The organism is Paraburkholderia sp., assembly GCF_049581445.1.
Taxonomy (GTDB): Bacteria; Pseudomonadota; Gammaproteobacteria; order Burkholderiales; family Burkholderiaceae; genus Paraburkholderia.
The window spans coordinates 17,194-38,316 of sequence record NZ_JBAURZ010000047.1 but is presented as its reverse complement, the minus strand read 5'-3'; the positions used below and the strand labels follow the sequence as shown (position 1 = coordinate 38,316).

The following is a 21,123-nucleotide window of genomic DNA, read 5'->3' as shown; positions in this document are numbered from 1 at the left end:
CGCAGCGCAGCGCCTAAACCCGGCGTGCCAGATGCCGGATGGCCCCAAGCTGCGCGAGGCGCGGCCCGGCCAGTTTGTAGCCCATGCGCTGATAGAGCCGAGCCGCCGGGTTGTCGACAAATACCCGCAATTGCAATTCACGCAAGCCACGCTCGCGGGCCAATTGATGCGAGATGTGGAGCAGATAAGTGCCGGCGCCCTGCCGGCGATGCCCTTCAGCAATCTGCACGTCGCGGATATGCAGCGAATCGCCTTCCACCGTGATGCGCAGCACGCCGATCGGCTCGCCGTCCATTTCGAGGATGAAATTCTCCGACTCGCGCCAGCTACCCAGAAACAGGTCGCTGCGCCAGATCAGATGATGGCGATGATAGTAGCCGCCCATATTGTTGCGCGTCAGCGCCTCGGCGAACGCGAAATCATCCATGCTGGCCTGGCGCAACTGGAACGGCAACGGGGCATCGGTGGGGACGAACATGACACGGTGGGCAGGATGATGGTCGGCACACGGTAAAACAGCCGGCTCGCGCTTGCAATGGCTGTTTGTCCCGAGACCACCGATAACCTGCTGCAGGGGCGTGGCAAGCGCCCCCGCAGCGAGCGGATATCGCAAAACATGACGTTTTGCTTACGGACGCGGTGCAGCGATGAGGGGCATATGACTTCGAGTTGTACTTTACGAGCCCTCAGTCACGTTAGCCACACCGGCCACGCCATCACCCTTGGCCGCTACCGCCGATTAGACCCGGACACCACGTCGATCCACACCGCCAGCACGAGAATCCCGCCTTTGACGATCATCTGCCAGTACGCGTCGACATCGAGCATGGACATGCCGTTGTCCAGGCTCGCCATCACCAGCGCTCCGATCAGCGCCCCGTACACGGTGCCGGAGCCACCGCGCATCGACGTGCCACCAATAAAGCATGCCGCAATTGCATCCAGTTCGCCCATCGAGCCCGCCGATGGCGAACCCGCTGCCAGACGTGCCGTATTGACGATGCCACCGAACGCGCACATCAAGCCCATCAGCGCAAAGATCGCCAACTTCACGCGGTTCGTATTGACGCCGGACAGACGCGTCGCTTCGAGATTCGAACCCACTGCATAGATGCGCCGGCCGAATACCGTCTGCGTGGCGATCCACGTAAACACGCCCAACAGCGCGAGCAGAAGCAGTACAGGCACCGGAATGCCACCGTAGCGATCAAGCGTGGCCACGAAGGCGAGCAGGATCACGCCCGCGCCGACGATCTTCACCCCATCCTGCCAGACCGGCACCACCGGCAACTGATAGCGCTGCCGGTTGCTGCGTTGCCGCAGCGTGAGCAGCGCCAGCAGGACAAACAGCACGACAGCCAGCGTGTCGCCCACGAAGCGCGGCAGATAGCCCTGGCCGAGAAAGACGAAATTATCCGACACCGGCGCAATCGTCGAGCCGCCCGTCACTCCGAGCAGAATGCCGCGATAGGCAAGCATGCCGCCCAGACCGACGATAAACGACGGCACGCGCCGGTAAGTCGACCACCAGCCGTTGAACACCCCCACCAGCACGCCCAGCAGCATCACCACGGGCACAGTGACGCCGATCGGCCAATGGCGGTTGACGTCAAGGATCGCCGCGACACCGCCAAGCAGACCGAGCAGCGAACCCACCGACAAGTCGATCTCGCCCGCGATGATTACGAACACCATGCCGCACGCGAGCATGCCCGTAATCGACATCTGCCGCAGCAGGTTCGACAGATTGCGCGGCGTAATGAACGCGCCGTCGGTGAGGAACGAAAAGAACATCCAGATGGCCGCGACCGCGATTAGCAGCGCGAGAATCTTGTAGCGCGCGAACAGTTGCTGCAACCGCTGCGCGCCGCCAAACGCACTGCGCGCGGAGGCGTCTTTGGGATTGGGAGAAGTGACGTCGGGAGTCATGCTGCGCTCGCTCCGGTTGGGTTCGTGGATCGGTGCACAGGGCTGATGGCGGCCGTCAGGACATCTTCCTGGGTGAGGCCGTCGTTGATGAAGTCGCCGCGTAATTCGCCCTCGCCGATCACCAGCACGCGATCGCTGATGCCAAGCACTTCGGGCATTTCCGACGACACCATCACGATCGACATGCCACGCTGCGCCAGTTGCATGATCAGTTTGTAGATTTCGTATTTGGCGCCGACATCGACGCCGCGAGTCGGCTCGTCGAGAATCAGCACCTTCGGATCGGTGAGCAACATACGGGTCAGCACGGCCTTCTGCTGGTTGCCGCCCGAGAGGCTCGCAATCGACAGCATCGGATGCGCGGCGCGCACCGACAGGCGTTTCATCTCCGTATGAATCGTATCGAGTTCGGCCGCTGAATCGATACGCGCGCCTTTCGCAAAGCGCTGCAACACCGAAAGCGTGATGTTGTGGCCCACGCTCAAATGCGGCACGATGCCGTGGCGCTTGCGGTCTTCTGGGACCATGGCAATGCCCGCGCGAATCGCATCCGCCGGTGCGCGAATTTTCAACGGTTTGCCTTCAAGCATGACGCTCGCTTCGCTCACGCCGGGATAAGCACCGAAAATCGCCTGCATCAGTTCCGTGCGCCCCGCGCCAACCAGGCCCGCCACGCCCAGAATTTCGCCGCGCCTGAGCACGAACGACACATCGTCGACCCGCTTGCGACGCGGGTTGGTCACGTCGAAGCAGGTCACGTGGCGTGCCTCGAAGATCACGTCGCCCAATACACGCGGCTCGCGCGGGAACAGGTTCTTGATCTCGCGGCCCACCATCATGGCAATGATCCGGTCGGTGGTGAGCGCGCGCATCGGTTCGGTAGCCACGTGCCGGCCGTCGCGAATCACGGTGATGGTGTCGCATACCGCTTCCACTTCATCGAGCTTGTGCGAGATGTAGACGCAAGCCACGCCCCGCCGCTTCAGATCGCGCACGATGTCGAGCAGAATGCGCGTTTCCGAACCGGTCAATGACGACGACGGTTCATCGAGAATCAGCAGCTTCGCGCGCTTGTTCAGCGCCTTGGCAATTTCGATTAGTTGCTGATGGCCGCCGCCGTAGTTCATCACCGGCTGCGCGACATTGATGCCTTCGATATGCAGTTCACGCAGCAATTCATCGGCACGCTGGAACATCGCAGCGTAGTTCATGCGCCCGCCGGGCAGCGTGATCTCGTTGCCAAGAAAGATGTTCTCCGCGACCGACAACTCCGGCACCAGCATCAGCTCCTGGTGGATGATAACGATGCCCGCGTGCTCGGTATCGCGCACGTTGGCCGCTTTCAGTGGTTGCCCTTCCCATAGGATCTCACCATTCCATGTGCCGTATGGGTAAACGCCCGAGAGCACTTTCATCAGCGTCGATTTACCCGCGCCGTTTTCACCGCACAGGCCCACGCACTCACCAGGCGCGACCGTCAGGTCGATGCCGTCGAGCGCCTTGACGCCGGAAAACGCTTTGACGATGCCATGCATCGCCAGTAAAGGTTGCGCCATTCGCTTTTGCCTCGCTACAAGGAGCGCGAGAACGCCGCTGCGTTAAACGGGCTGCGGAGTTCTCGCGCGTGCGTCCCGTTTATTGGCTCGCGAGTTGGGCCTGGGTGTAGAACCCGTCCTTCACGACAACATCGACATTGCTCTTGGTGAGCAGCGTCGGCTGCAGCAGAACCGTGTCGACCTTCTTCTTGCCATTGTCGTACTGTGCGTTAAAAGCGGGCTTCTCGCCCTTCGCCAGTTGCACGGCGAGCTTGGCGGCTTCCCCGGCAATCAGCTTCAGCGGTTTGTAGACCGTCATGGTCTGTGTGCCGGCAATCACGCGCTTGACAGCGGCGAGGTCGGCGTCCTGACCCGAGATCGGTACCTTGCCGGCCATATGCTGTGCCGCCAGCGCCTGAATCGCGCCGCCTGCGGTGCCGTCGTTCGATGCCACGACCGCATCGATCTTGTTGTTGTTCGCCGTCAACGCATCTTCCATGACGCGTAGCGCAGTCGATGCGCTCCACTCCGGCACCCATTGCTGACCGACCACCTTGATGTCGCCCTTATCGATAGCCGGCTGGAGCACCTTCAACTGGCCTTCGCGCAACATCTTCGCGTTGTTGTCGGTCGGTGCGCCGCCGAGCAGGAAGTAGTTGCCCTTCGGCTGCGCGTTGTAGACGCCTTGCGCCTGCAGTTCACCAACCTTCTCGTTGTCGAACGAGATGTAGGCGTCGATGTCGGCGTCGAGAATCAGGCGGTCATAGGACACCACCTTGATGCCGGCCTTCTTCGCTTCGGCCACGACGTTGCCCAGCGTTTTCGAATTGAACGGCACGATCACGATCACATCGACGCCGCGCGAAATCAGGTTTTCGATCTGCGAGATCTGCCGCTCTTCACTCGCATCGGCCGATTGCACCGACACCTTGGCGCCGAGCTTTTCCGCCGCAGCGACGAAATAGTCGCGATCGCGCGACCAGCGCTCGACCCGCAGATCATCGATACAGAAACCGATTTCCGGATGTTCCTTGCTCGCATGCGCGAGCGGTGCGGCAAGCGACAAACTGGCGAGCACCGCCCCACACACGAGCGAACTCAAAACGGAACGACGCGTTGCGAATTTCATGTCTCACTCCTCTCTTTATAACCGGCAATACCGGACTGGACGGCCCGCGCGGCTCAGCGCGCGGCCGGATTCACGACAACGAAGCACTACCCCTTTGCGACACGGCCAGGGCGGCCGTGCTTTATTATTTATTAGGTATCCTCTGTGTTACGTGCTTGCCATCGCACTGCTTTAATAGTGCAAGGGCAACCTGTTTATCCCACGCGCAGCATTTCGTCTGCGCTAGGCATCCGCAGCAAACACCGGTTCAAGCGCCCGATACAGCGCATGAAACGTCGGGCGTCGTTCGTTCTGGTACCACGCGTGACGCACCATATCAGGCTCACGCACGGCGAGAATCTCCGGCGTCGGGCAGATCGCATCGAGCGACGCATTCGGCTCCAGCGCTAAATGCGCTAGGCGCGCTGCGCCTAGCGCGGGCCCCACTTCGCCGCCTGCGCGCAAGGTGAGCGGACGCCCGGAGATGTCCGCGAGCATCTGTGTCCAATAGGCGCTGCGTGAACCGCCACCGATCACCGAAATGTCGTCAGGCACGAGCCCTGCCGCGTGCAGCGCGTCCATGCCGTCGAGCAGTGCAAAGCCCACTCCTTCGAGCGTGGCGTTCGCCAGATCCGCGCGGCCTGTCTGGGGAGCCAAGCCGTAGAAGACCCCCTTCGCGTTGACGTTGTTGTGCGGCGTGCGCTCGCCCGTCAGATACGGCAGAAACCACGGACGTCGATCGCGTGCGTTCGCTTCGGCATCGGCCAGCAGCGCGGCGACGTCGGCATAGCCAGTCAACTGCGCGGTGAAGTCGATACATCCGGCCGCGTTGAGCATCACCGACATCAAATGCCATGTCTGCGGCAATGCGTGACAGAAGCTATGCACCGCAGAGGCCGGATTCGCCAGAAAGCCGTCGGAGACCGCGAAATATACCCCAGAGGTGCCGAGCGACAACATCGCCTGCTTCGGCCGGACAATGCCCACACCCACCGCTCCCGCGGCGTTATCCCCGCCTCCGGCAATCACCGGGATTTCAGCGAGGCCCCATCGGCGCGCCAGTTCAGGCTTGAGCGTGCCCGTGATGCGATTGCCTTCGAAGACCTCGGGCATCTGTTCACGTGACAGTCCACATGCCGTCAGCAACGCACTACTGTAGTCGCGCTGGGCGACATCGAGCCACAGCGTCCCTGCCGCATCCGATGGATCGGTGGCGAAATCGCCTGTGAGCAGGTAACGCAGATAGTCCTTTGGCAATAGAACGTGAGCAATGCGTGCAAAGATCTCCGGTTCGTGTTTGCGCACCCACAACAGTTTGGGCGCCGTAAAACCCGGCATGGCCAAATTGCCCGCGATCTGCCGCAGTTGCGGCACTGCGATCTCGAGTTCGCGGCATTCCGTATCCGAGCGTCCATCGTTCCAGAGAATCGCAGGACGAAGCACGTCGCCTTGCGCGTCGAGCAGCGTTGCGCCATGCATCTGGCCCGTCAGGCCCAACGCCTCTATCTGCTCAGGGCCAATGCCCTCTGCGCGTGCTTGCTCCAGCAGGTCGGCAAGCGCGCGGGTGGTGGCATCCCACCAGTCCTGCGGCGCCTGTTCCGACCAGCGCGGTTGAGGACGACTCACTGACAACGCATGCGTCGCCGTGCAGCGCACGCGGCCGTCGCGATCCAGTAGCACGGCTTTGACGCCCGACGTGCCGAGGTCGATACCGATAAACATGTCTCCACCCTCGTTTTGCGCAAGTGTGCGCTTCGCTTGCCTGTCTGCAATTGCGAAACTGGCTAGTGATCCTAATGTTTTTTCGTACTTTTGCTGCGCATCAGACTATGCGCAGCAAAAGCGTGGCCAGGCGTGGCCACCTATAAAGGAGCTCGCTTAGCGCAAGCCGTAGATCGCCTGATTTACGACACCTTCGAGTCGTTCCTGCTGACCGCTCGCGTGCTTCGGATTCAGACCGCGGCCAAGGGCATCAGTGGCCAGCGTCGACAACGAATATCCGCCAGAGAGAATCTTGCGGCCGAAATCCGTCTCCCAGCCCGCGTAGCGCTCACGCTTGAATTTCTCGAGTCGGTCGTTTTCGACCAGCACCGCCGCGCGTTCGACTGCCAGCGCCAGGTTGTCGATTGCGCTGATGTGGCCGTAAAACAGGTCTTCGGCATCGACGCTTTGACGTCGCACCTTCGCGTCGAAATTCATCCCGCCGGTCGTGAAGCCGCCGTGTCTGAGGATTTCGTAGAACGCCAGCGTCAGTTCCTCGACGCTGTTCGGAAACTGGTCCGTATCCCAGCCGTTTTGCGGATCGCCACGGTTCGCGTCGACGCTGCCGAAGATACCGAGTGCGAACGCCGTCGCGATCTCGTGATGAAACGAATGGCCGGCGAGCGTAGCGTGGTTGGCCTCGATATTGACGCGAATGTCATTCTGCAAGCCGTATTGCGTCAGGAAGCCATGCACTGCCGCAACGTCGTAATCGTATTGATGCTTGGTCGGTTCTTGCGGTTTCGGCTCGATCAGCAGCGTACCCTTGAAGCCGATCTTGTGGGAATGCTCGATAACCATACCGAGAAAGCGCGCGAACTGTTCGCGTTCGCGAACGAGATCCGTGTTGAGCAGCGTGTCATAGCCTTCGCGGCCGCCCCACAGCACATAGTTCTCGCCGCCCAGACGTTGCGTCGCGTCGAGCGCATGACACACCTGCGTAGCGGCGAAAGCGAACACTTCCGGATTCGGGCTGGTTGCCGCGCCGCCCGCATAGCGCGGATGGGAAAACAGGTTCGCGGTACCCCACAGCAGTTTCACGCCGCTATCCTGCTGCTTGCGTGCAAGGTAATCGGTGATGCGCGCGAAGTTTTCGCTGTACTCCTTAAGGCTATGGCCTTCGGGTGCGACATCGGTATCGTGGAAGGTGTAATAAGGGGTCCCTAACTTCGAGAACAGTTCGAAGGCGGCGTCGGCTTTCTGATGCGCCCGCTCCATCGCGTCGCCCGGTTGCTGCCACGGACGCTCGAAGGTGCCCTGTCCAAAGATGTCCACGCCCGGCCAGACAAATGTGTGCCAGTAGCACACGGCGATGCGCAAATGTTCTTCCAGCGTTTTGCCGAGCACGCGCTTGCTGCGGTCGTAGTGGTGAAAGGCCAGCGGATTATCCGATTGCGGGCCTTCATAGCGGATCGTCGGGATGTGTTCGAAGTAGGACATCAGTGTCTCCTTTTTGGGGTCGACCAGGGTAAGCGCTAACACGCCAACTCCGGTCCCATTAAAGATGGTTACTGTTATTGTTGCAGCGCAACCCGTACAACATCGGCGGGCCGGGTTCGACAAGGTGACGCCATGCTGCCAGTGTGAGAGGCCCCGCGGCAATTGCGAAATTGCGCAGGCCGGGTAATGTTTCTCACCGCGCGTCGGGTTCGCGTCCACACGGAACGAAATACCGGCCTAAAATAACCAGACGCTTAAAAAACCGGTGTGGCGTAACCCGCCGCACCCTATTGGAGACGCTGGCGCGGCGGCTTGTTCGGCCCCTCGTGCCATCTACCGCGATGACCCGACCCCAGACGCCTCAGACGCCGCATCGGATCGCCCTGCTGTTCAACGCGAACAAGGTGTATGACCGCGAGATCATTACCGGCATCGGCAATTATCTGCTCTCTACACGCGTGGCGTGGGACCTGTTCCTGGAAGAGGACTTTCGTTGCCGGCTGACAGGCATCGAACGCTTCGACGGCGACGGCATCATTGCCGACTTCGACGACCCCGCCGTATGCGAAGCGCTGCGCGGTTGCCCGCTGCCGGTGGTGGCGGTGGGTTCGTCGTACGAAGACGAGTCGCTCTACCCGCCCGAAGTGCCCTACATCGCTACAGATAACGCCAAGCTGGTGTCGCTAGCGTACTCGCATCTGATTGGCGCAGGGCTCGCGCATTTCGCGTTGTACAGCTTGCCGCAAGCACCGGAAAACCGTTGGGCACAGCAACGCGAACTGGCCTTCGCGAACTTGCGCGCCGCTGAAGGGCGCGAACCCGAAGCCATCGACGCCGAGATCTATCGCGGCCTGTCGACCAGCGCTCACGCCTGGAACCAGGCCACCGAACAACTCACCGCCTGGCTCGAAAAGTTGCCCAAGCCGGTCGGCATCATCGCCGTCACCGACGCCCGCGCGCGGCATCTGCTGCAGGCCTGTCTGATAGCCGGCATTGCAGTGCCCGAGCAGGTGGCAATCATCGGTATCGACAACGATCCTCTCACCCGCACACTCACGCGCATTCCGATTTCGTCCGTGATTCAGGGCACTGACGAGATGGGACGCACGGCGGCTCACGTGCTGCATCAGATGCTGCATGGCGCACGCTTTCCGGGCCGCCGTATCCGCGTGCCGCCTGTGGGCATCAACGTGCTCGAATCGACCCGTCACCAGCCGCTCACGAGCCCCTACGTGATGCGCGCGCGGCACTTTATCCGGCAGTACGGCTGCCAGGGTATCCGCACCGAACAGGTGGCCGATTACGTCGGCGTGTCGCGCTCTTCGCTCGAAGAATATTTTCGGCGCGAGTTGCAATGCACCGTGCACCAGGAGATCCTGCGTCACAAGCTCGATGCCGCCAAGGCCTTGCTCGCCAAAGGCGATGCATCGAGCGCGGAGGTTGCGATCCGCTGCGGTTTTACGTCTTTGCAGTACATGTATGCGGTGTTTCGCCGTGAGCTGGGCTGCACGCCGCGCGAATATCAGGAACGCGCGAAGTCTGAAGCGACGCCCGGCTAGCCGTACCCTTTTTCCCAGTTATCAGGATCTTTTTCTCTCGCCGCCATGATCAGTCACGCACAATTCTCCTCCGAGCCTTGGGGCACAGTGCCCGGCGGCGACCCGGTCCAGCTCTTTACCTTGCGCAATGCACACGGCATGAAGGTCGCCATCAGCGATCTGGGCGCGACGCTGGTGTCCTGGCACGCGCCGGACCGCACCGGCCGGCTCGGCGATATCCTGCTGGGGCACGACACGCCTGCCGATTATCTGGCCGCGACGACTTACATGGGCGGTCTGATCGGACGCTGGGCCAATCGCATCGCGGCGGCGCGCTTTACGCTCGACGGCATCGAGTACACGCTCGATCGCAATGAGGGGAACAACCTCTTGCACGGCGGCACCATCGGGTTCAACCGTCTGCGCTGGGACGCAAGCGAAGATAACGGCGCACTCGTGATGCGGCTCGAATCGCCTGAAGGCGACGCGGGCTTTCCTGGCCACGTCACGGTGCAGGTGCGCTATACGCTGGATGACGACGGCGCGTTGACCATCGACTATGAAGCGATCACCGATGCGCCGACGCCGCTCAATCTGACGAGCCACCCCTATTTCAATCTGTCGGGGCTCGCGGCGAGCGATGTGCGTGGGCACGTCGTCTCCATCGATGCCGACCAGTTCTACGAGGTCGATGCGGAGATGATTCCAACACAACGCGCCGAGGTTGCGGGCAATGCGTTCGACTTTCGCCAAAGCGCGCCGCTCGGCGCGCGGCTCGACTGGCCGAACGAGCAACTCGCACTCGCGCAGGGTTTCGACCACTGCTACGTTTTGCGTGATGATGCGGCCGACCCGGCGACCGGCACGCAGCCGGTCCGTGAAGTGGCGCGCGTCTACGATCCTGCCTCCGGGCGCGAACTGAGCGTGCTTACCGATCAATGGGGCTTGCAGTTTTACACCGGCAACCATCTTGCAGGACTCAAGGGTCGGGGCGGCGTGACGCATCCGCGCTACGCGGGTCTCTGTCTCGAAGCGGGCGGCTTTCCCAACCAGATCAACATGGCCGATCACGAGCAGGTCGTGCTGAGGCCGGGCGAGACCTACCGTCACGTCACGCAGTACCGCCTGGGGGTTCGTTCGGGGCTTTGACACGGACCGAATCTCGACGCTATTGCGTGCAACATCGAGGTTCAAGCAACGCTCTCCTTCGCTGCAGCGCAGGCTGTTGCCATAGGGTCATCAATGGGTGACTCCTGCAGTGACTCGCGCATGAATTCAAGCTTAAATCGGCGTGATAGAGTCCTTGCGATGCCGCCGCCAGGCGGCACGTTTACGTGCACGCATCGGCCTTGCGTTTTTGCCAAAGGAGAAGAAAATTAACAAGAAGCTAACAGCAGCAATTGCGACAACCGTCTCTCTGTTTTCGATGTATGCCTTCGCCGCGAACGTCGGAGCGCCCTCGTTTCTGCAGTCCGCCCCTGCGGTCACCGTCAACGGCGCGACGAATAACAACAACGGCGGGGAGAACAGAGACCGCGAAACGCTGTCGATCAGCGTAGTGGATGCCAACGGTCCGGTCGCCGATGCGAAATGCATCTTGACCAATGCGAAGGGCGACTGGTCACTCACGGCGCCCGATAGCGTGGAGGTACGGCGCTCGGATTCAGACTTGCAGATCAAATGCGAGAAGCCTGGCTATGCGCCGGTCGTCACGACCATCAAAGCCTCGAAGACGCAGATTCCCCGACCGCAGTTCCATTTCGCGGCAGGCGGTGATGACGGCGATCAGGATGCGATGATCACGGTGCCCCAGTATGCGGCGTCGATCACGGTGACGTTCGATGCCAGGCAGGCCAACTCAAACTGAACGCAAGCGGGTTTGTATCGTCTTCGCAGGTGATGCAAACCCAGGTCGCTAGCGAGCTGAACGCGGCGTCGGTGCTAGCGGCTTCTTTTGCGTCGACGCTCTCAGTGAATCACGCAGCCGCTTGATCGCCAGACGTCCTCGCCACAACCAGTGGGCGATCAAGACGCTGCGCCAAAAACGCACCGGCACGAACGTCGCCTGATGCGACTGTCGTTCGAGAAACGCTTTGCTCGCAGGCAGATGCACGAATGAGCAACTGCGAAACCATGCGAGATTGCGATAACAGTTGCCCGACCAATGTCGGCCAATGGCCTGATAGGCACCTACTTCGACCATGCCCTGTCCCTCGTCGGCAAGCGTGTTCAAGGCCGCGGAAATAAACGTCTCGTCCCCGTGATGCAGCAGGCGTCCGCTCTCCAGAAGATAGCGCGCGTAATACTCGCGCGCGAGTGAAACGAGGCGGCTCAACGTCAGCGGCGTAGCCAGCATGAATTCGCCGCCGTACCAACGCGGGTTGCGCAAACGCCGGTTCGCCACGATCTCCAGATCGTTGATCACGGAGGCAGAACCGTAGGCAGAAAAGACCTGGTCCGAGATATCGAACACCCCAATGCCCGCGTCCGCACAGCGCGTGATGAGGTCGTCATTCAGGGGCCGGATTGCGACCATATCCGCATCGAGCAAGAGCATCAGCGTGTCATCAGGCAACGCGTGCGCCAACTGATCCATCAGATCGAGCTTGAAGTGAGCGGCGTAAAACGGCGTGGCCTTGGGCAGGTCAATGGTCATCACCAGTTGATGCACACGGGGGTGCGCCTCCTGTGCGAACGTAGCAAGCCGCTTGTCGATCTGATCGGGCGTGTTGGTGATGATATTCAGACGCGGCATGCCGGCCCGCAAAAGACTCCGGTTCAGGCCAACTGCCTGATCGACATACGACAGCGGGTCTTTGCTCGCGGCATTCGGACTGCGGCCTGCGTCGGCGTCCACATAGACCAGTGTGCAAGGAAAGATTTCCACCCAACGGCCCTCCTCGCGAAACCCGCTCAAGCCCTGTTTGCACCGTCGTGATGCGCGTCGCACGCAGTGGTAACCAGGCCACACCGCGTTGTTACTCGACACGCCCGAGCGCTACAGCACTCATCAATACTCGTTCGCTAGTCCGACCATTGCAACCGCCCACGCCAGGCAGGAACGGTCAAGACACAGGCACATCAGGACGGACCGGTAATCCATGCCTCGAGCGCGTGTTGGACTCGGCAAACGTGGCGCAGATTACTCGTATCCAGCGAGCGGCTACGCTGCGCTCCGCGTTGGTATGCTGATCGAAGTTGGTGCGCGGCGGGAGGGTCGATTCTGATCTGCGAGGCACGCATTCGGTGCTCGTGAGAAATCCTAAGTGATCCCAATCACAGCCGGGAAAACAAAAAAGCCGTTGAATCTTTTCAGATTCAACGGCTTTCGTGCTTTCTGGCGGAGCGGACGGGACTCGAACCCGCGACCCCCGGCGTGACAGGCCGGTATTCTAACCAACTGAACTACCGCTCCAGATTTTTGCACCGGCGCTTATGAGCGTGGACCCCTTCTCACAAACCGCATCGTCTCAACTGCTCACCGAGCGATGCCGATGTCTTGGCGTCCCCTAGGGGATTCGAACCCCTGTACTCACCGTGAAAGGGTGATGTCCTAGGCCTCTAGACGAAGGGGACAACGTACGCTTACACCTTTAACGAAAAAGCCCGTTCAAGTTCATATGAACGGGCTTTGACTGGCGGAGTGGACGGGACTCGAACCCGCGACCCCCGGCGTGACAGGCCGGTATTCTAACCAACTGAACTACCACTCCAATCTTTACACCCTAGCTTGCGAGCGTTGGTCGTTTCTCTGCAAGCTGCACTGCCTTATTGCCAACCGGGAACTAACCCGGAACACTAAAGCGACGCTGGTGTTTGGCGTCCCCTAGGGGATTCGAACCCCTGTACTCACCGTGAAAGGGTGATGTCCTAGGCCTCTAGACGAAGGGGACATAATCTTTTCAGATCTGTCTTTATCTTGCTGCCAACTGACGCTAAATTCACTCGTCAGCAGCAAAGACCAATATTCTAACTACCTTGCTACCGTTTGTGAAGTCTTTTTTGCTACAGGATCCAAACATCGGAAAAGACTTCAATCTGCTCTGATGGTGGAGGTAAGCGGGATCGAACCGCTGACCTCTTGCATGCCATGCAAGCGCTCTCCCAGCTGAGCTATACCCCCCTTGCAGAACAGAAACGAGATTTTAAGGAGCAAATCTCGCTTTGTAAATACCCTTTGAGTGATTACATGCGACTTTTTTTGTACGCCGCATGCAATCCCTCTCATGGCCATTCAGCTAGCCTCAGGCAAGTCCCTTCTCAAGGCGTTTGACCACCACGTCACGACCGAACAGCATCAGCACGCTGTCGATGGAGGGCGTATGCGTCGTGCCCGCCACCAGCAGACGCACTGGCATCGCCAGCTGCGGCATCTTCAGCTTGTGTGCGCCGAGCGTCGCCTTCAATGCGGCAGAGATGCTTTCCTTGCTCCACTCCGCGCTCTTCAAGGCCGCTGCGAGATCGGCAATGGCCGGACGCACGGCGTCAGTGACGTGCTGTGCCAGCGCGTCGGCTTCGGGAGCAGGCTCGCGGTAGAACATTGCGGCGTTTTCCGCGATTTCCTTGACCGTCGATGCGCGATCCTTCAACAGACCCACCACAGCGACCAGATCAGCGCCTTGCGCGATCGTTGCCTCATCGATACCCAGCTCGGCGAAGAACGGCCGCGCGAGATCCGCGAGGCGCGCGTTATCCGCTTCCTTGATGTAGTGCGCGTTGAGCCACTTCAGCTTATCGTGGTCGTACTGAGCCGGCGACTTGCCGAGGTGCTCCAGATCGAACCACTCGACAAACTGTTCGCGCGAGAAGATTTCCGCGTCGCCGTGTGACCAGCCAAGGCGTGCGAGGTAATTGAGCACCGCTTCCGGTAGAAAGCCGGCGTCGCGATAGCCCACCACGCTCATTGCGCCGTGACGCTTGCTCATCTTTTCGCCCTGCTCGTTCAGCACGGTCGGCAAGTGCGCGTAGACCGGCGGCTCGGCGCCGAGCGCACGCAGGATGTTGATCTGACGCGGCGTGTTGTTCACGTGGTCATCGCCGCGAATCACGTGCGTAATGCGCATGTCGATGTCGTCGACGACCACGCAGAAGTTGTACGTCGGCGTGCCGTCCGGACGGGCAATCACCAGATCGTCCAGCTCGTCATTCGCGATTTCGATGCGCCCTTTCACCGCGTCGTCCCACGCGACCACGCCGGTCAACGGATTGCGAAAGCGCGTCACGGGCTGCACGCCGGCCGGCGGAACCGGCAAGGTCTTGCCGGGTTCCGGGCGCCACGTGCCGTCATAGCGCGGCTTTTCGCCGGCGAGACGCTGACGCTCGCGCAATGCGTCCAGCTCTTCGGTCGACATGTAGCACGGGTACACCAGCCCCTGCTCTGCCATCTGCTTGAGCACTTCGCGATAACGGTCCATGCGCTGCATCTGGTAGAACGGGCCCTCGTCATAGTCAAGGCCGAGCCACGCCATGCCTTCGAGGATCGCGTCCACCGAGGCAGAAGTGGAGCGCTCCAGGTCCGTGTCCTCGATCCGCAGCACGAAGACGCCTTCGGACTTGCGCGCAAACGCCCACGGGTACAGCGCAGAGCGGATGTTGCCAAGGTGGATGAAGCCAGTGGGGCTCGGTGCGAAACGGGTGCGAACAGAGGTGGTCATGTGCGGTTACTCGGAAAGCGGACAACGCTGCGCGGCGCAAAGCGCCAGCGTGCGCCGGCACGCGCGGCAGCGGAACACACCCGTGCAGCGAAGCCAACCCTGCACGGATACGAATGAAAAATGCGAGAGGCGAATTATACCTGTCGCCCCTCCCGACGTTCTCCCTCCTCGCCCTGTCTGCCCGCGTTTGTGCTTCGCCCGCTTTTGGTTTGCCCTCTACCTCCGAGCCGCCGCCCCAACCCACATCTCCACGTTTCTGTAACGTTTCCTCACGCGCGCCGCGCCGCGATAACGCTTTGATTTATGATGTGCGCGCGCCGTGACTGAGCCAGATCGCGGCGCGTGACGATCGCCGCCGGCGATCCTGTTTGCGTGAAACGCGGCCGCACGGCGATCCTCGCAGGAGCCGGCGCCGTTGCTGGAGAAATCGTTGAATTCGTCCGCCCCCCGTTTGAGCCGCCGTATTTTTTCGCTTGCCGCGGCGTCTGCCGTGCTCACCGCCTGCAGCACGGTCACCACCAGCAGCAGACCCGAGAGCGGCGAGAATCTCGCGTCCACCACGCCGCCGGTTACGCCGCCCGTCGCACCCCCTGCAGGCGTCAAGCCGCAGCGGCCGATCCGCATTGGCCTCGCACTCGGCGGCGGCGCCGCGCGCGGCTTCGCTCATATCGGCGTCATCAAGGCGCTCGAGGCACGCAATATCCAGGTGGATCTGGTGGCCGGCACCAGCGCCGGCTCGGTGGTAGGCGCGCTTTACGCGTCTGGGATGAACGGCTTCGCGCTCAACAAGCTCGCGCTGAACATGGACGAAGCGTCGATCAGCGATTGGGCCATGCCCTTTCGCACTCGCGGCTTCCTGCAAGGCGTGGCGCTGCAGGATTACCTGAACAAAACGCTGAATAACCGTCCGATCGAAAGGATGGCCAAGCCGCTCGGGGTGGTCGCGACCGATCTCAACACCGGCCAGCCCATCCTGTTCCGGCGCGGCAATACGGGAATTGCGGTGCGCGCATCGTGCAGCGTACCGTCGATTTTCGAGCCAGTGAAAATTGCCGGCCACGAGTATGTGGACGGCGGCCTGGTAAGCCCCGTGCCGGCATCGTTCGCGCGCAAGATGGGCGCGGACTTCGTGATTGCCGTCGACATCTCGCAACGCCCCGAAAGCGGCCTGACGTCGAGTTCGTTCGACGTGCTGCTGCAGACGTTCACGATCATGGGCCAGACCATCAAGGCCTACGAACTGGACAAGTACGCCGACGTGGTGATCCGCCCGAATCTGGCCGCCATGAGCGGCAGTGACTTTTCGCAGCGCAATGCGGCGATCCTGGCCGGCGAGGAAGCGGCCGCGCGCATCATGCCGGAGTTGCAACGCAAGTTGGCGGCAATTCAGGCAGCAGCGTAACGGGGTTGCACCTGAGGCGCTGCACCGCGCTTGAAGGGTGTATGCAGCATTACGGCAATAAAAAAGCCTGCTTCAATAGAAGCAGGCCCTTTTGCGACTACCTGGTTGTCAACTCTCAGCAGAGAACTTAATTGTTACCGCCGTTCAGCGTAGCGTTCACGCGCTGTTTCAGATCCTGCGCACCCTGGTACGAAGTCTCAATCCGGCGTGCGCCCGTAAAACGCTTTTCCCAGTAACCTTCATCCAGATCGTCAACCCGGATCGTGCTGCCCGTGGACGGCGAATGCACGAACTTGTTGTCGCCGATATAGATGCCAACGTGCGAGAACGTGCGGCGCATCGTGTTGAAGAACACCAGATCGCCCGGCTTCAGGTCGCTCATGCTGACTTTTTCGCCAACCCGACTCATTTCTTCAGCACGGCGCGGCAGCGCCATGCCCAACGTGTCCTGGAAAACGTAGCGCACGAAGCCGCTGCAATCGAGCCCTGAATCCGGCGTGTTGCCGCCCCAGCGGTAACGCACGCCAATCATATTTAGCGCGCCGACCACAACATCGCCCGCTTTGCCGGCCATGCCAGACAAAAACGAACGCGCGCCGCTACTGGAATCGGTAGCGGCGCTGCTATTTTGCAAAGGGGATGCGGACAAGGAATTCGACCCGTCCTGGATCGAAAATGAAGCATTCTGACTTGAACTGCTTACTTCGTCGGCGAACACGCCGGGAGCTGCTGCCATCAGTACGCCAATGAACATCCCGGCGACGACGCGCGTGCAAGCCTGGGTTAAGTTTCGGTGCTGCATTGGTCGGTATTTTTTGCCTAAAAATCAGTGGGATACGGAAAAAAGTTTGGTCGATACTAGCCAGTAAGTATTCACGTGTCAAAACAAATAGAAAAATACAATCGCGACACGCACCCAATTGGTGAATATCAGCCGGACAAAGCGGCTTCCAACAGCTTTCGAGTGTAAGGATGGGCCGGTGTCGCAAAAATCTTCTCCACTTCGCCCGTTTCCACAATTGAACCGTTTTGCATGACCGCCACGCGATGCGCCATCGCGCCGATCACCGCCAGGTCATGGCTGATGAAAACGAACCCGAGGTTGTACTTGTGTTGCAACCCGGTGAGGAGCTTGAGGACCTGCTGCTGGATTGACACGTCGAGCGCGCTGGTGGGTTCGTCGAGGATCAGGATGCGCGGTTCGAGCACCAACGCCCGCGCAATGGCGATGCGCTGCCGCTGCCCTCCGGAAAATTCGTGCGGGTAACGGTAGAGCACCGTGCGATCGAGGCCAACCTCTCGCAGCACGGCAACTACCTTGTTGCGCCGTGCTTCGGCGTCGAGTTGCGGCCGGTGCAAAGCCAGCCCCTCACCGACGATGCGCTCAATGGTCTGGCGTGGCGAAAGTGAACTAAACGGGTCCTGGAAGACCACTTGCATGTTGGAGCGCAGCGCGGTCTGCTCCGCGCCGCGATAACTCGACAGCGGCCTGCCCTGAAATTCGATCTCGCCCTGAGCGGTACGTTGCAGACCTAACAGCGCCATCGCGAGGGTCGATTTTCCGGACCCTGATTCGCCGACGATACCCAGCGTCTCACCCTGCCTCACCGACACGCTCGCGTCCGCCACCGCGCGGAAGCGTCCCGAGCGAAACCAGCCGCCGAAACCCGGCAGCTTCGTTTTGAATTCGACCGATACATCACGCGCCTCGAGCAGCACGGGCGAAATGGGCAGCACCGGCACGACCGTGCGCTCCGGACGGCTTTGCAGTAGCCGCTGCGTGTACGGATGCTGCGGTGACGTAAAGATCTGCTCAACCGTACCGCTCTCGACCAGCACGCCCTTTTCCATCACCGCGACCCGCTGTGCAAAGTGACGAACCAGATTTAGATCGTGTGTGATCAGCAGCACCGCCATGCCGCGCTTTTCCGCTTCGTCGCGTTGTAGTTCGAGCAGCAGTTCAACGATTTGGGCGCGGATCGTCACGTCGAGCGCCGTGGTCGGCTCGTCAGCGAGCAGCAGACGTGGACGGCAGGCGAGTGCCATCGCAATCATCGCGCGTTGCCGCTGGCCGCCGGATAGCTGATGCGGGTAGCTATTAACGCGCTTGCCCGGCTCCGTGATGCCCGTACGCGCGAGCAGCGCAACGGCACGCTTGCGCGCCTCTTTGGCCGGCACGCCATCGTGGACCACAATCGTCTCCGCGATCTGCTCACCGACCGTATAAAGCGGATTGAGCGCGCTCATCGGCTCCTGAAAGATCATCGCAATCGCGGAGCCGCGCAGACCTTGCATCTCGCGTTCGCTCTTTGCCAGCAGATCTTCGCGGTCAAGGCGGATCGCCCCGCTCACGTCGGCATCGTTCAACAGACGCAAGATCGACAGCGCCGTCACGCTCTTGCCCGAGCCCGATTCACCGACCAGCGCCACCCTCTCGCCACGTCCGATCGCGAGCGTCACGTCCTTCACGGCAACCGTGTCGCCAAACGTCACGCGCAGACGATCGAGTTCGAGCAACGGTCCTGCCACGGTTTGCTTTAGCGCTTCGCTCACTGGTTGCCTCCGGCGCGCATCGCATCGGAGATGCGGGTGTCGAGGGCATTGCGCAACGCGTCGCCCATGAACGTCAACAACAGCAGCAAGATGACCAGCACACCGAAGGTGAACAACGAAATCCACCACGCGTCGAGGTTGTCCTTGCCCTGCGCGAGCAGTTCGCCGAGGCTCGGCGTGGGCGACGGCACACCCAGACCGAGAAAGTCGAGACTCGTCAACGACAGGATTGCGCCACTCATGCGAAACGGCAGGAACGTAATAACGGGTGTCAGACTGTTGGGCAATACATGACGCCACATGATCTGCCAGTTCGACAGTCCCATCGCGCGCGCCGCACGCACGTAGTCCTGGGTGCGGTTGCGCAGAAACTCCGCACGCACGTAGTCGGACAAACCAATCCAGCCGAACAGAGACAACAGCACGATCAGCAGGATGAAACCCGGCTCGAAGATCGACGCGAAGATGATCAGCAGATACAACTCCGGCATCGCACTCCAGATTTCAATGAGTCGCTGCCCGAAGATATCAGTACGTCCGCCGAAGAAGCCCTGCACGGCACCGGCCAGGATACCAAGCACGGTGCCGATCAGCGTCAGCACCAGCGCGAATTCAACCGACACGCGGAACCCATATATCAGGCGCGCAAACAGATCGCGGCCGCGGTCGTCGGTGCCAAGCCAGTTATCGCGCGAAGGGGGCGCCGGGTTGGGCGCCTTTGAAAAGTAGTTGAGCGTGTCGTAGTAATACGGATTGGGCGGATACAGCGCGAAATTACCCGGCTTGCTAAAGCGGTCGCGAACATACGGATCGAGATAGTCGGCCGGTGTCGGAAAGTCGCCGCCAAATGCGGTCTCCGGATATGTCTTGAACATCGGGAAATACGTTTGCCCGTCATAACGGACCACCAGCGGCTTGTCGTTGGACCACAGCGGTGCGGCCAGACTCGCCCCAAACACGACGAGAAAAACGATCAGACTCCAGTAGCCCAGACGCTGCTTGCGAAAACGCTGCCAGACGCGGCGCGCCGGCGACGGCGACACGAAGGCGCGCACTGGCTCGGTACGCGGCGCCAGATCGGCTCGGGAACGGGCTCGACTCAAATCAGCGCTCCAGTTGTTCGAATTGAATCCGGGGATCGACCCAGACGTAGCAGAGATCGGAGATGAGCTTGGTGGCCAGACCGATCAGCGTGAACAGATAAAGCGTGCCGAGCACCACCGGATAATCGCGCTGCACCACGGATTGATACGACAGCAGCCCCAGGCCGTCGAGGGAGAACAACGTTTCGATCAGTAGACTGCCGGTGAAAAACGCGCCGATGAACGCGCCTGGAAAACCGACAATCAACGGCAGCGACGCATTGCGAAACACATGCTTCCACAGCACGCGCCGCTCGGAGAGTCCCTTGGCCCGCGCAGTCAACACGTATTGCTTGCGGATCTCGTCGAGAAACGCGTTCTTGGTCAGCATCGTGACGACCGCGAAGCTACCCACCACCGATGCCGTAATCGGCAACGTGATGTGCCACAGATAGTCGAGGATCTTGTGACCCAGACTGAACTGCGCCCAGTTATCAGACGTGAGATTGCGCAGCGGAAAGAGTTGCAGGAACGAGCCGCCGCCAAACAACACCAGTAGCAGAACGCCAAGCACAAAGCCCGGAATGGCGTAACCGATCAGCACGATCAGGCTGGTGGCGAAGTCGAAATGCGAGCCGTTGCGCACGGCCTTGGCAATGCCGAGTGGCACCGAAATCAGATATGTGAGAAAGAAGGTCCACAAGCCGATGCTGATCGACACCGGCAGCTTCGACACCACCAGCGACCACACGCTTTGATGACGGAAATAGCTTTGCCCCAGATCGAAGGTTGCAAAGCGTTTGAGCATCAGGCCGTAGCGTTCGAGCGGCGGCTTGTCGAATCCGTATAACGCCTTGAGCTGTTCAATCTGTTTGGCGTCGACGCCGGTGTGTGCACGCAAACCAAACGGCGCGCCGTTTTCCGCGCCTTTGCGTAACTCATGCGTCATTTGCTCGACCGGGCCACCGGGCACGAACTGGATCACGACGAAGGTCAGCGTTAGCACACCGAGCAAAGTCGGAATCATCAACAGCAGGCGTTTGAGGATGTAGCTCCACATGGCGGCGTTTCCGATGCGCTAGCGCAATACGTTGAAATGACGGACGGGACCAACGAAACGC

16 protein-coding genes and 5 tRNA genes are annotated in these 21,123 nt (G+C 60.7%); 4 read left to right on the top strand and 17 right to left on the bottom strand.

From position 1 onward, the window contains the following. Positions 1-13: 13 nt before the first annotated feature. From WCA85_RS03310 to xylA, 6 genes are all read right to left on the bottom strand, one after another. A complete protein-coding gene (locus tag WCA85_RS03310; protein ID WP_424061751.1) occupies positions 14-478 on the bottom strand; it encodes a GNAT family N-acetyltransferase in 465 nt (154 codons plus the stop codon). A 251-nt stretch (positions 479-729) separates the two neighbouring features. Then, entirely contained in the window at positions 730-1,929 is a 1,200-nt protein-coding gene (locus WCA85_RS03305) for a sugar ABC transporter permease (protein WP_424061750.1), read from the bottom strand. Next, complete coding sequence (gene xylG, locus WCA85_RS03300; RefSeq protein ID WP_424061749.1) at positions 1,926-3,485, bottom strand: D-xylose ABC transporter ATP-binding protein; 1,560 nt, start codon at positions 3,483-3,485, stop codon at positions 1,926-1,928. The genes WCA85_RS03305 and xylG overlap by 4 nt, the downstream gene beginning before the upstream one ends. A 79-nt stretch (positions 3,486-3,564) precedes the next feature. Then, positions 3,565-4,593 carry a D-xylose ABC transporter substrate-binding protein gene (gene xylF, locus WCA85_RS03295; protein WP_424061748.1) on the bottom strand — a complete coding sequence of 343 codons (1,029 nt, stop codon included), beginning with the start codon at positions 4,591-4,593 and terminating at the stop codon, positions 3,565-3,567. A gap of 222 nt (positions 4,594-4,815) precedes the next feature. Then, the gene (xylB, locus tag WCA85_RS03290; RefSeq protein WP_424061747.1) at positions 4,816-6,294 is read right to left on the bottom strand and encodes a xylulokinase; all 1,479 of its coding nucleotides are present in this window, start codon (positions 6,292-6,294) and stop codon (positions 4,816-4,818) included. Between the two features lie 156 nt (positions 6,295-6,450). After that, a complete protein-coding gene (xylA, locus tag WCA85_RS03285) occupies positions 6,451-7,773 on the bottom strand; it encodes a xylose isomerase (RefSeq protein ID WP_424061746.1) in 1,323 nt (440 codons plus the stop codon). A 341-nt stretch (positions 7,774-8,114) separates the two neighbouring features. Here xylA and WCA85_RS03280 point away from each other — a divergent pair, with 341 nt between their 5' ends. The 3 genes from WCA85_RS03280 to WCA85_RS03270 all read left to right on the top strand — a co-directional run bounded on the left by WCA85_RS03280 (position 8,115) and on the right by WCA85_RS03270 (position 11,178). Then, the gene (locus WCA85_RS03280; RefSeq protein WP_424061745.1) at positions 8,115-9,332 is read left to right on the top strand and encodes a XylR family transcriptional regulator; all 1,218 of its coding nucleotides are present in this window, start codon (positions 8,115-8,117) and stop codon (positions 9,330-9,332) included. Between the two features lie 45 nt (positions 9,333-9,377). Beyond that, entirely contained in the window at positions 9,378-10,460 is a 1,083-nt protein-coding gene (locus WCA85_RS03275) for an aldose epimerase family protein (RefSeq protein WP_424061743.1), read from the top strand. 277 nt (positions 10,461-10,737) lie between these two features. Then, a complete protein-coding gene (locus WCA85_RS03270; RefSeq protein ID WP_424061742.1) occupies positions 10,738-11,178 on the top strand; it encodes a hypothetical protein in 441 nt (146 codons plus the stop codon). A 48-nt stretch (positions 11,179-11,226) separates the two neighbouring features. Here WCA85_RS03270 and WCA85_RS03265 read toward each other — a convergent pair whose 3' ends face one another. The 7 genes from WCA85_RS03265 to gltX form a co-directional block, all read right to left on the bottom strand. Next, a complete protein-coding gene (locus WCA85_RS03265) occupies positions 11,227-12,198 on the bottom strand; it encodes a hypothetical protein (RefSeq protein WP_424061740.1) in 972 nt (323 codons plus the stop codon). 451 nt (positions 12,199-12,649) lie between these two features. Further along, positions 12,650-12,726 (bottom strand) — tRNA-Asp (locus WCA85_RS03260). Positions 12,727-12,811: 85 nt separating this feature from the next. Beyond that, positions 12,812-12,887 (bottom strand) — tRNA-Glu (locus WCA85_RS03255). 60 nt (positions 12,888-12,947) lie between these two features. Beyond that, positions 12,948-13,024, bottom strand: a tRNA-Asp gene (locus WCA85_RS03250). Positions 13,025-13,128: 104 nt separating this feature from the next. After that, positions 13,129-13,204 (bottom strand) — tRNA-Glu (locus tag WCA85_RS03245). Positions 13,205-13,358: 154 nt separating this feature from the next. Next, positions 13,359-13,434 (bottom strand) — tRNA-Ala (locus WCA85_RS03240). A gap of 121 nt (positions 13,435-13,555) precedes the next feature. Next, entirely contained in the window at positions 13,556-14,965 is a 1,410-nt protein-coding gene (gene gltX, locus WCA85_RS03235) for a glutamate--tRNA ligase (protein WP_424061739.1), read from the bottom strand. Between the two features lie 430 nt (positions 14,966-15,395). Between gltX and WCA85_RS03230 the strand changes: the two genes are divergently transcribed. Next, complete coding sequence (locus WCA85_RS03230) at positions 15,396-16,367, top strand: patatin-like phospholipase family protein (RefSeq protein WP_424061738.1); 972 nt, start codon at positions 15,396-15,398, stop codon at positions 16,365-16,367. 127 nt (positions 16,368-16,494) lie between these two features. On the opposite strand, the gene WCA85_RS03225 is transcribed toward WCA85_RS03230, so the two are convergent. The 4 genes from WCA85_RS03225 to WCA85_RS03210 all read right to left on the bottom strand — a co-directional run bounded on the left by WCA85_RS03225 (position 16,495) and on the right by WCA85_RS03210 (position 21,062). Further along, a complete protein-coding gene (locus WCA85_RS03225) occupies positions 16,495-17,169 on the bottom strand; it encodes a C40 family peptidase (protein ID WP_424061736.1) in 675 nt (224 codons plus the stop codon). 128 nt (positions 17,170-17,297) lie between these two features. Continuing rightward, positions 17,298-18,920, bottom strand: coding sequence for an ABC transporter ATP-binding protein (locus WCA85_RS03220; RefSeq protein ID WP_424061734.1), 1,623 nt, complete (start codon positions 18,918-18,920; stop codon positions 17,298-17,300). After that, on the bottom strand, positions 18,917-20,023 hold the full coding sequence (locus tag WCA85_RS03215) for an ABC transporter permease (RefSeq protein WP_424061733.1): 1,107 nt from the start codon (positions 20,021-20,023) through the stop codon (positions 18,917-18,919). The genes WCA85_RS03220 and WCA85_RS03215 overlap by 4 nt, the downstream gene beginning before the upstream one ends. A gap of 1 nt (position 20,024) precedes the next feature. Continuing rightward, entirely contained in the window at positions 20,025-21,062 is a 1,038-nt protein-coding gene (locus WCA85_RS03210; protein ID WP_424061731.1) for a microcin C ABC transporter permease YejB, read from the bottom strand. Positions 21,063-21,123 lie beyond the last annotated feature (61 nt).

What these genes read in the sequence shown, in the direction of transcription:
- WCA85_RS03310 (WP_424061751.1), bottom strand. Translation starts at nt 478, where the DNA reads ATGTTCGTCCCCACCGATGCCCCGTTGCCGTTCCAGTTGCGCCAGGCC.
- WCA85_RS03305 (WP_424061750.1), bottom strand. Translation starts at nt 1,929, where the DNA reads ATGACTCCCGACGTCACTTCTCCCAATCCCAAAGACGCCTCCGCGCGC.
- xylG (WP_424061749.1), bottom strand. Translation starts at nt 3,485, where the DNA reads ATGGCGCAACCTTTACTGGCGATGCATGGCATCGTCAAAGCGTTTTCC.
- xylF (WP_424061748.1), bottom strand. Translation starts at nt 4,593, where the DNA reads ATGAAATTCGCAACGCGTCGTTCCGTTTTGAGTTCGCTCGTGTGTGGG.
- xylB (WP_424061747.1), bottom strand. Translation starts at nt 6,294, where the DNA reads ATGTTTATCGGTATCGACCTCGGCACGTCGGGCGTCAAAGCCGTGCTA.
- xylA (WP_424061746.1), bottom strand. Translation starts at nt 7,773, where the DNA reads ATGTCCTACTTCGAACACATCCCGACGATCCGCTATGAAGGCCCGCAA.
- WCA85_RS03280 (WP_424061745.1), top strand. Translation starts at nt 8,115, where the DNA reads ATGACCCGACCCCAGACGCCTCAGACGCCGCATCGGATCGCCCTGCTG.
- WCA85_RS03275 (WP_424061743.1), top strand. Translation starts at nt 9,378, where the DNA reads ATGATCAGTCACGCACAATTCTCCTCCGAGCCTTGGGGCACAGTGCCC.
- WCA85_RS03270 (WP_424061742.1), top strand. Translation starts at nt 10,738, where the DNA reads ATGTATGCCTTCGCCGCGAACGTCGGAGCGCCCTCGTTTCTGCAGTCC.
- gltX (WP_424061739.1), bottom strand. Translation starts at nt 14,965, where the DNA reads ATGACCACCTCTGTTCGCACCCGTTTCGCACCGAGCCCCACTGGCTTC.
- WCA85_RS03225 (WP_424061736.1), bottom strand. Translation starts at nt 17,169, where the DNA reads ATGCAGCACCGAAACTTAACCCAGGCTTGCACGCGCGTCGTCGCCGGG.
- WCA85_RS03210 (WP_424061731.1), bottom strand. Translation starts at nt 21,062, where the DNA reads ATGTGGAGCTACATCCTCAAACGCCTGCTGTTGATGATTCCGACTTTG.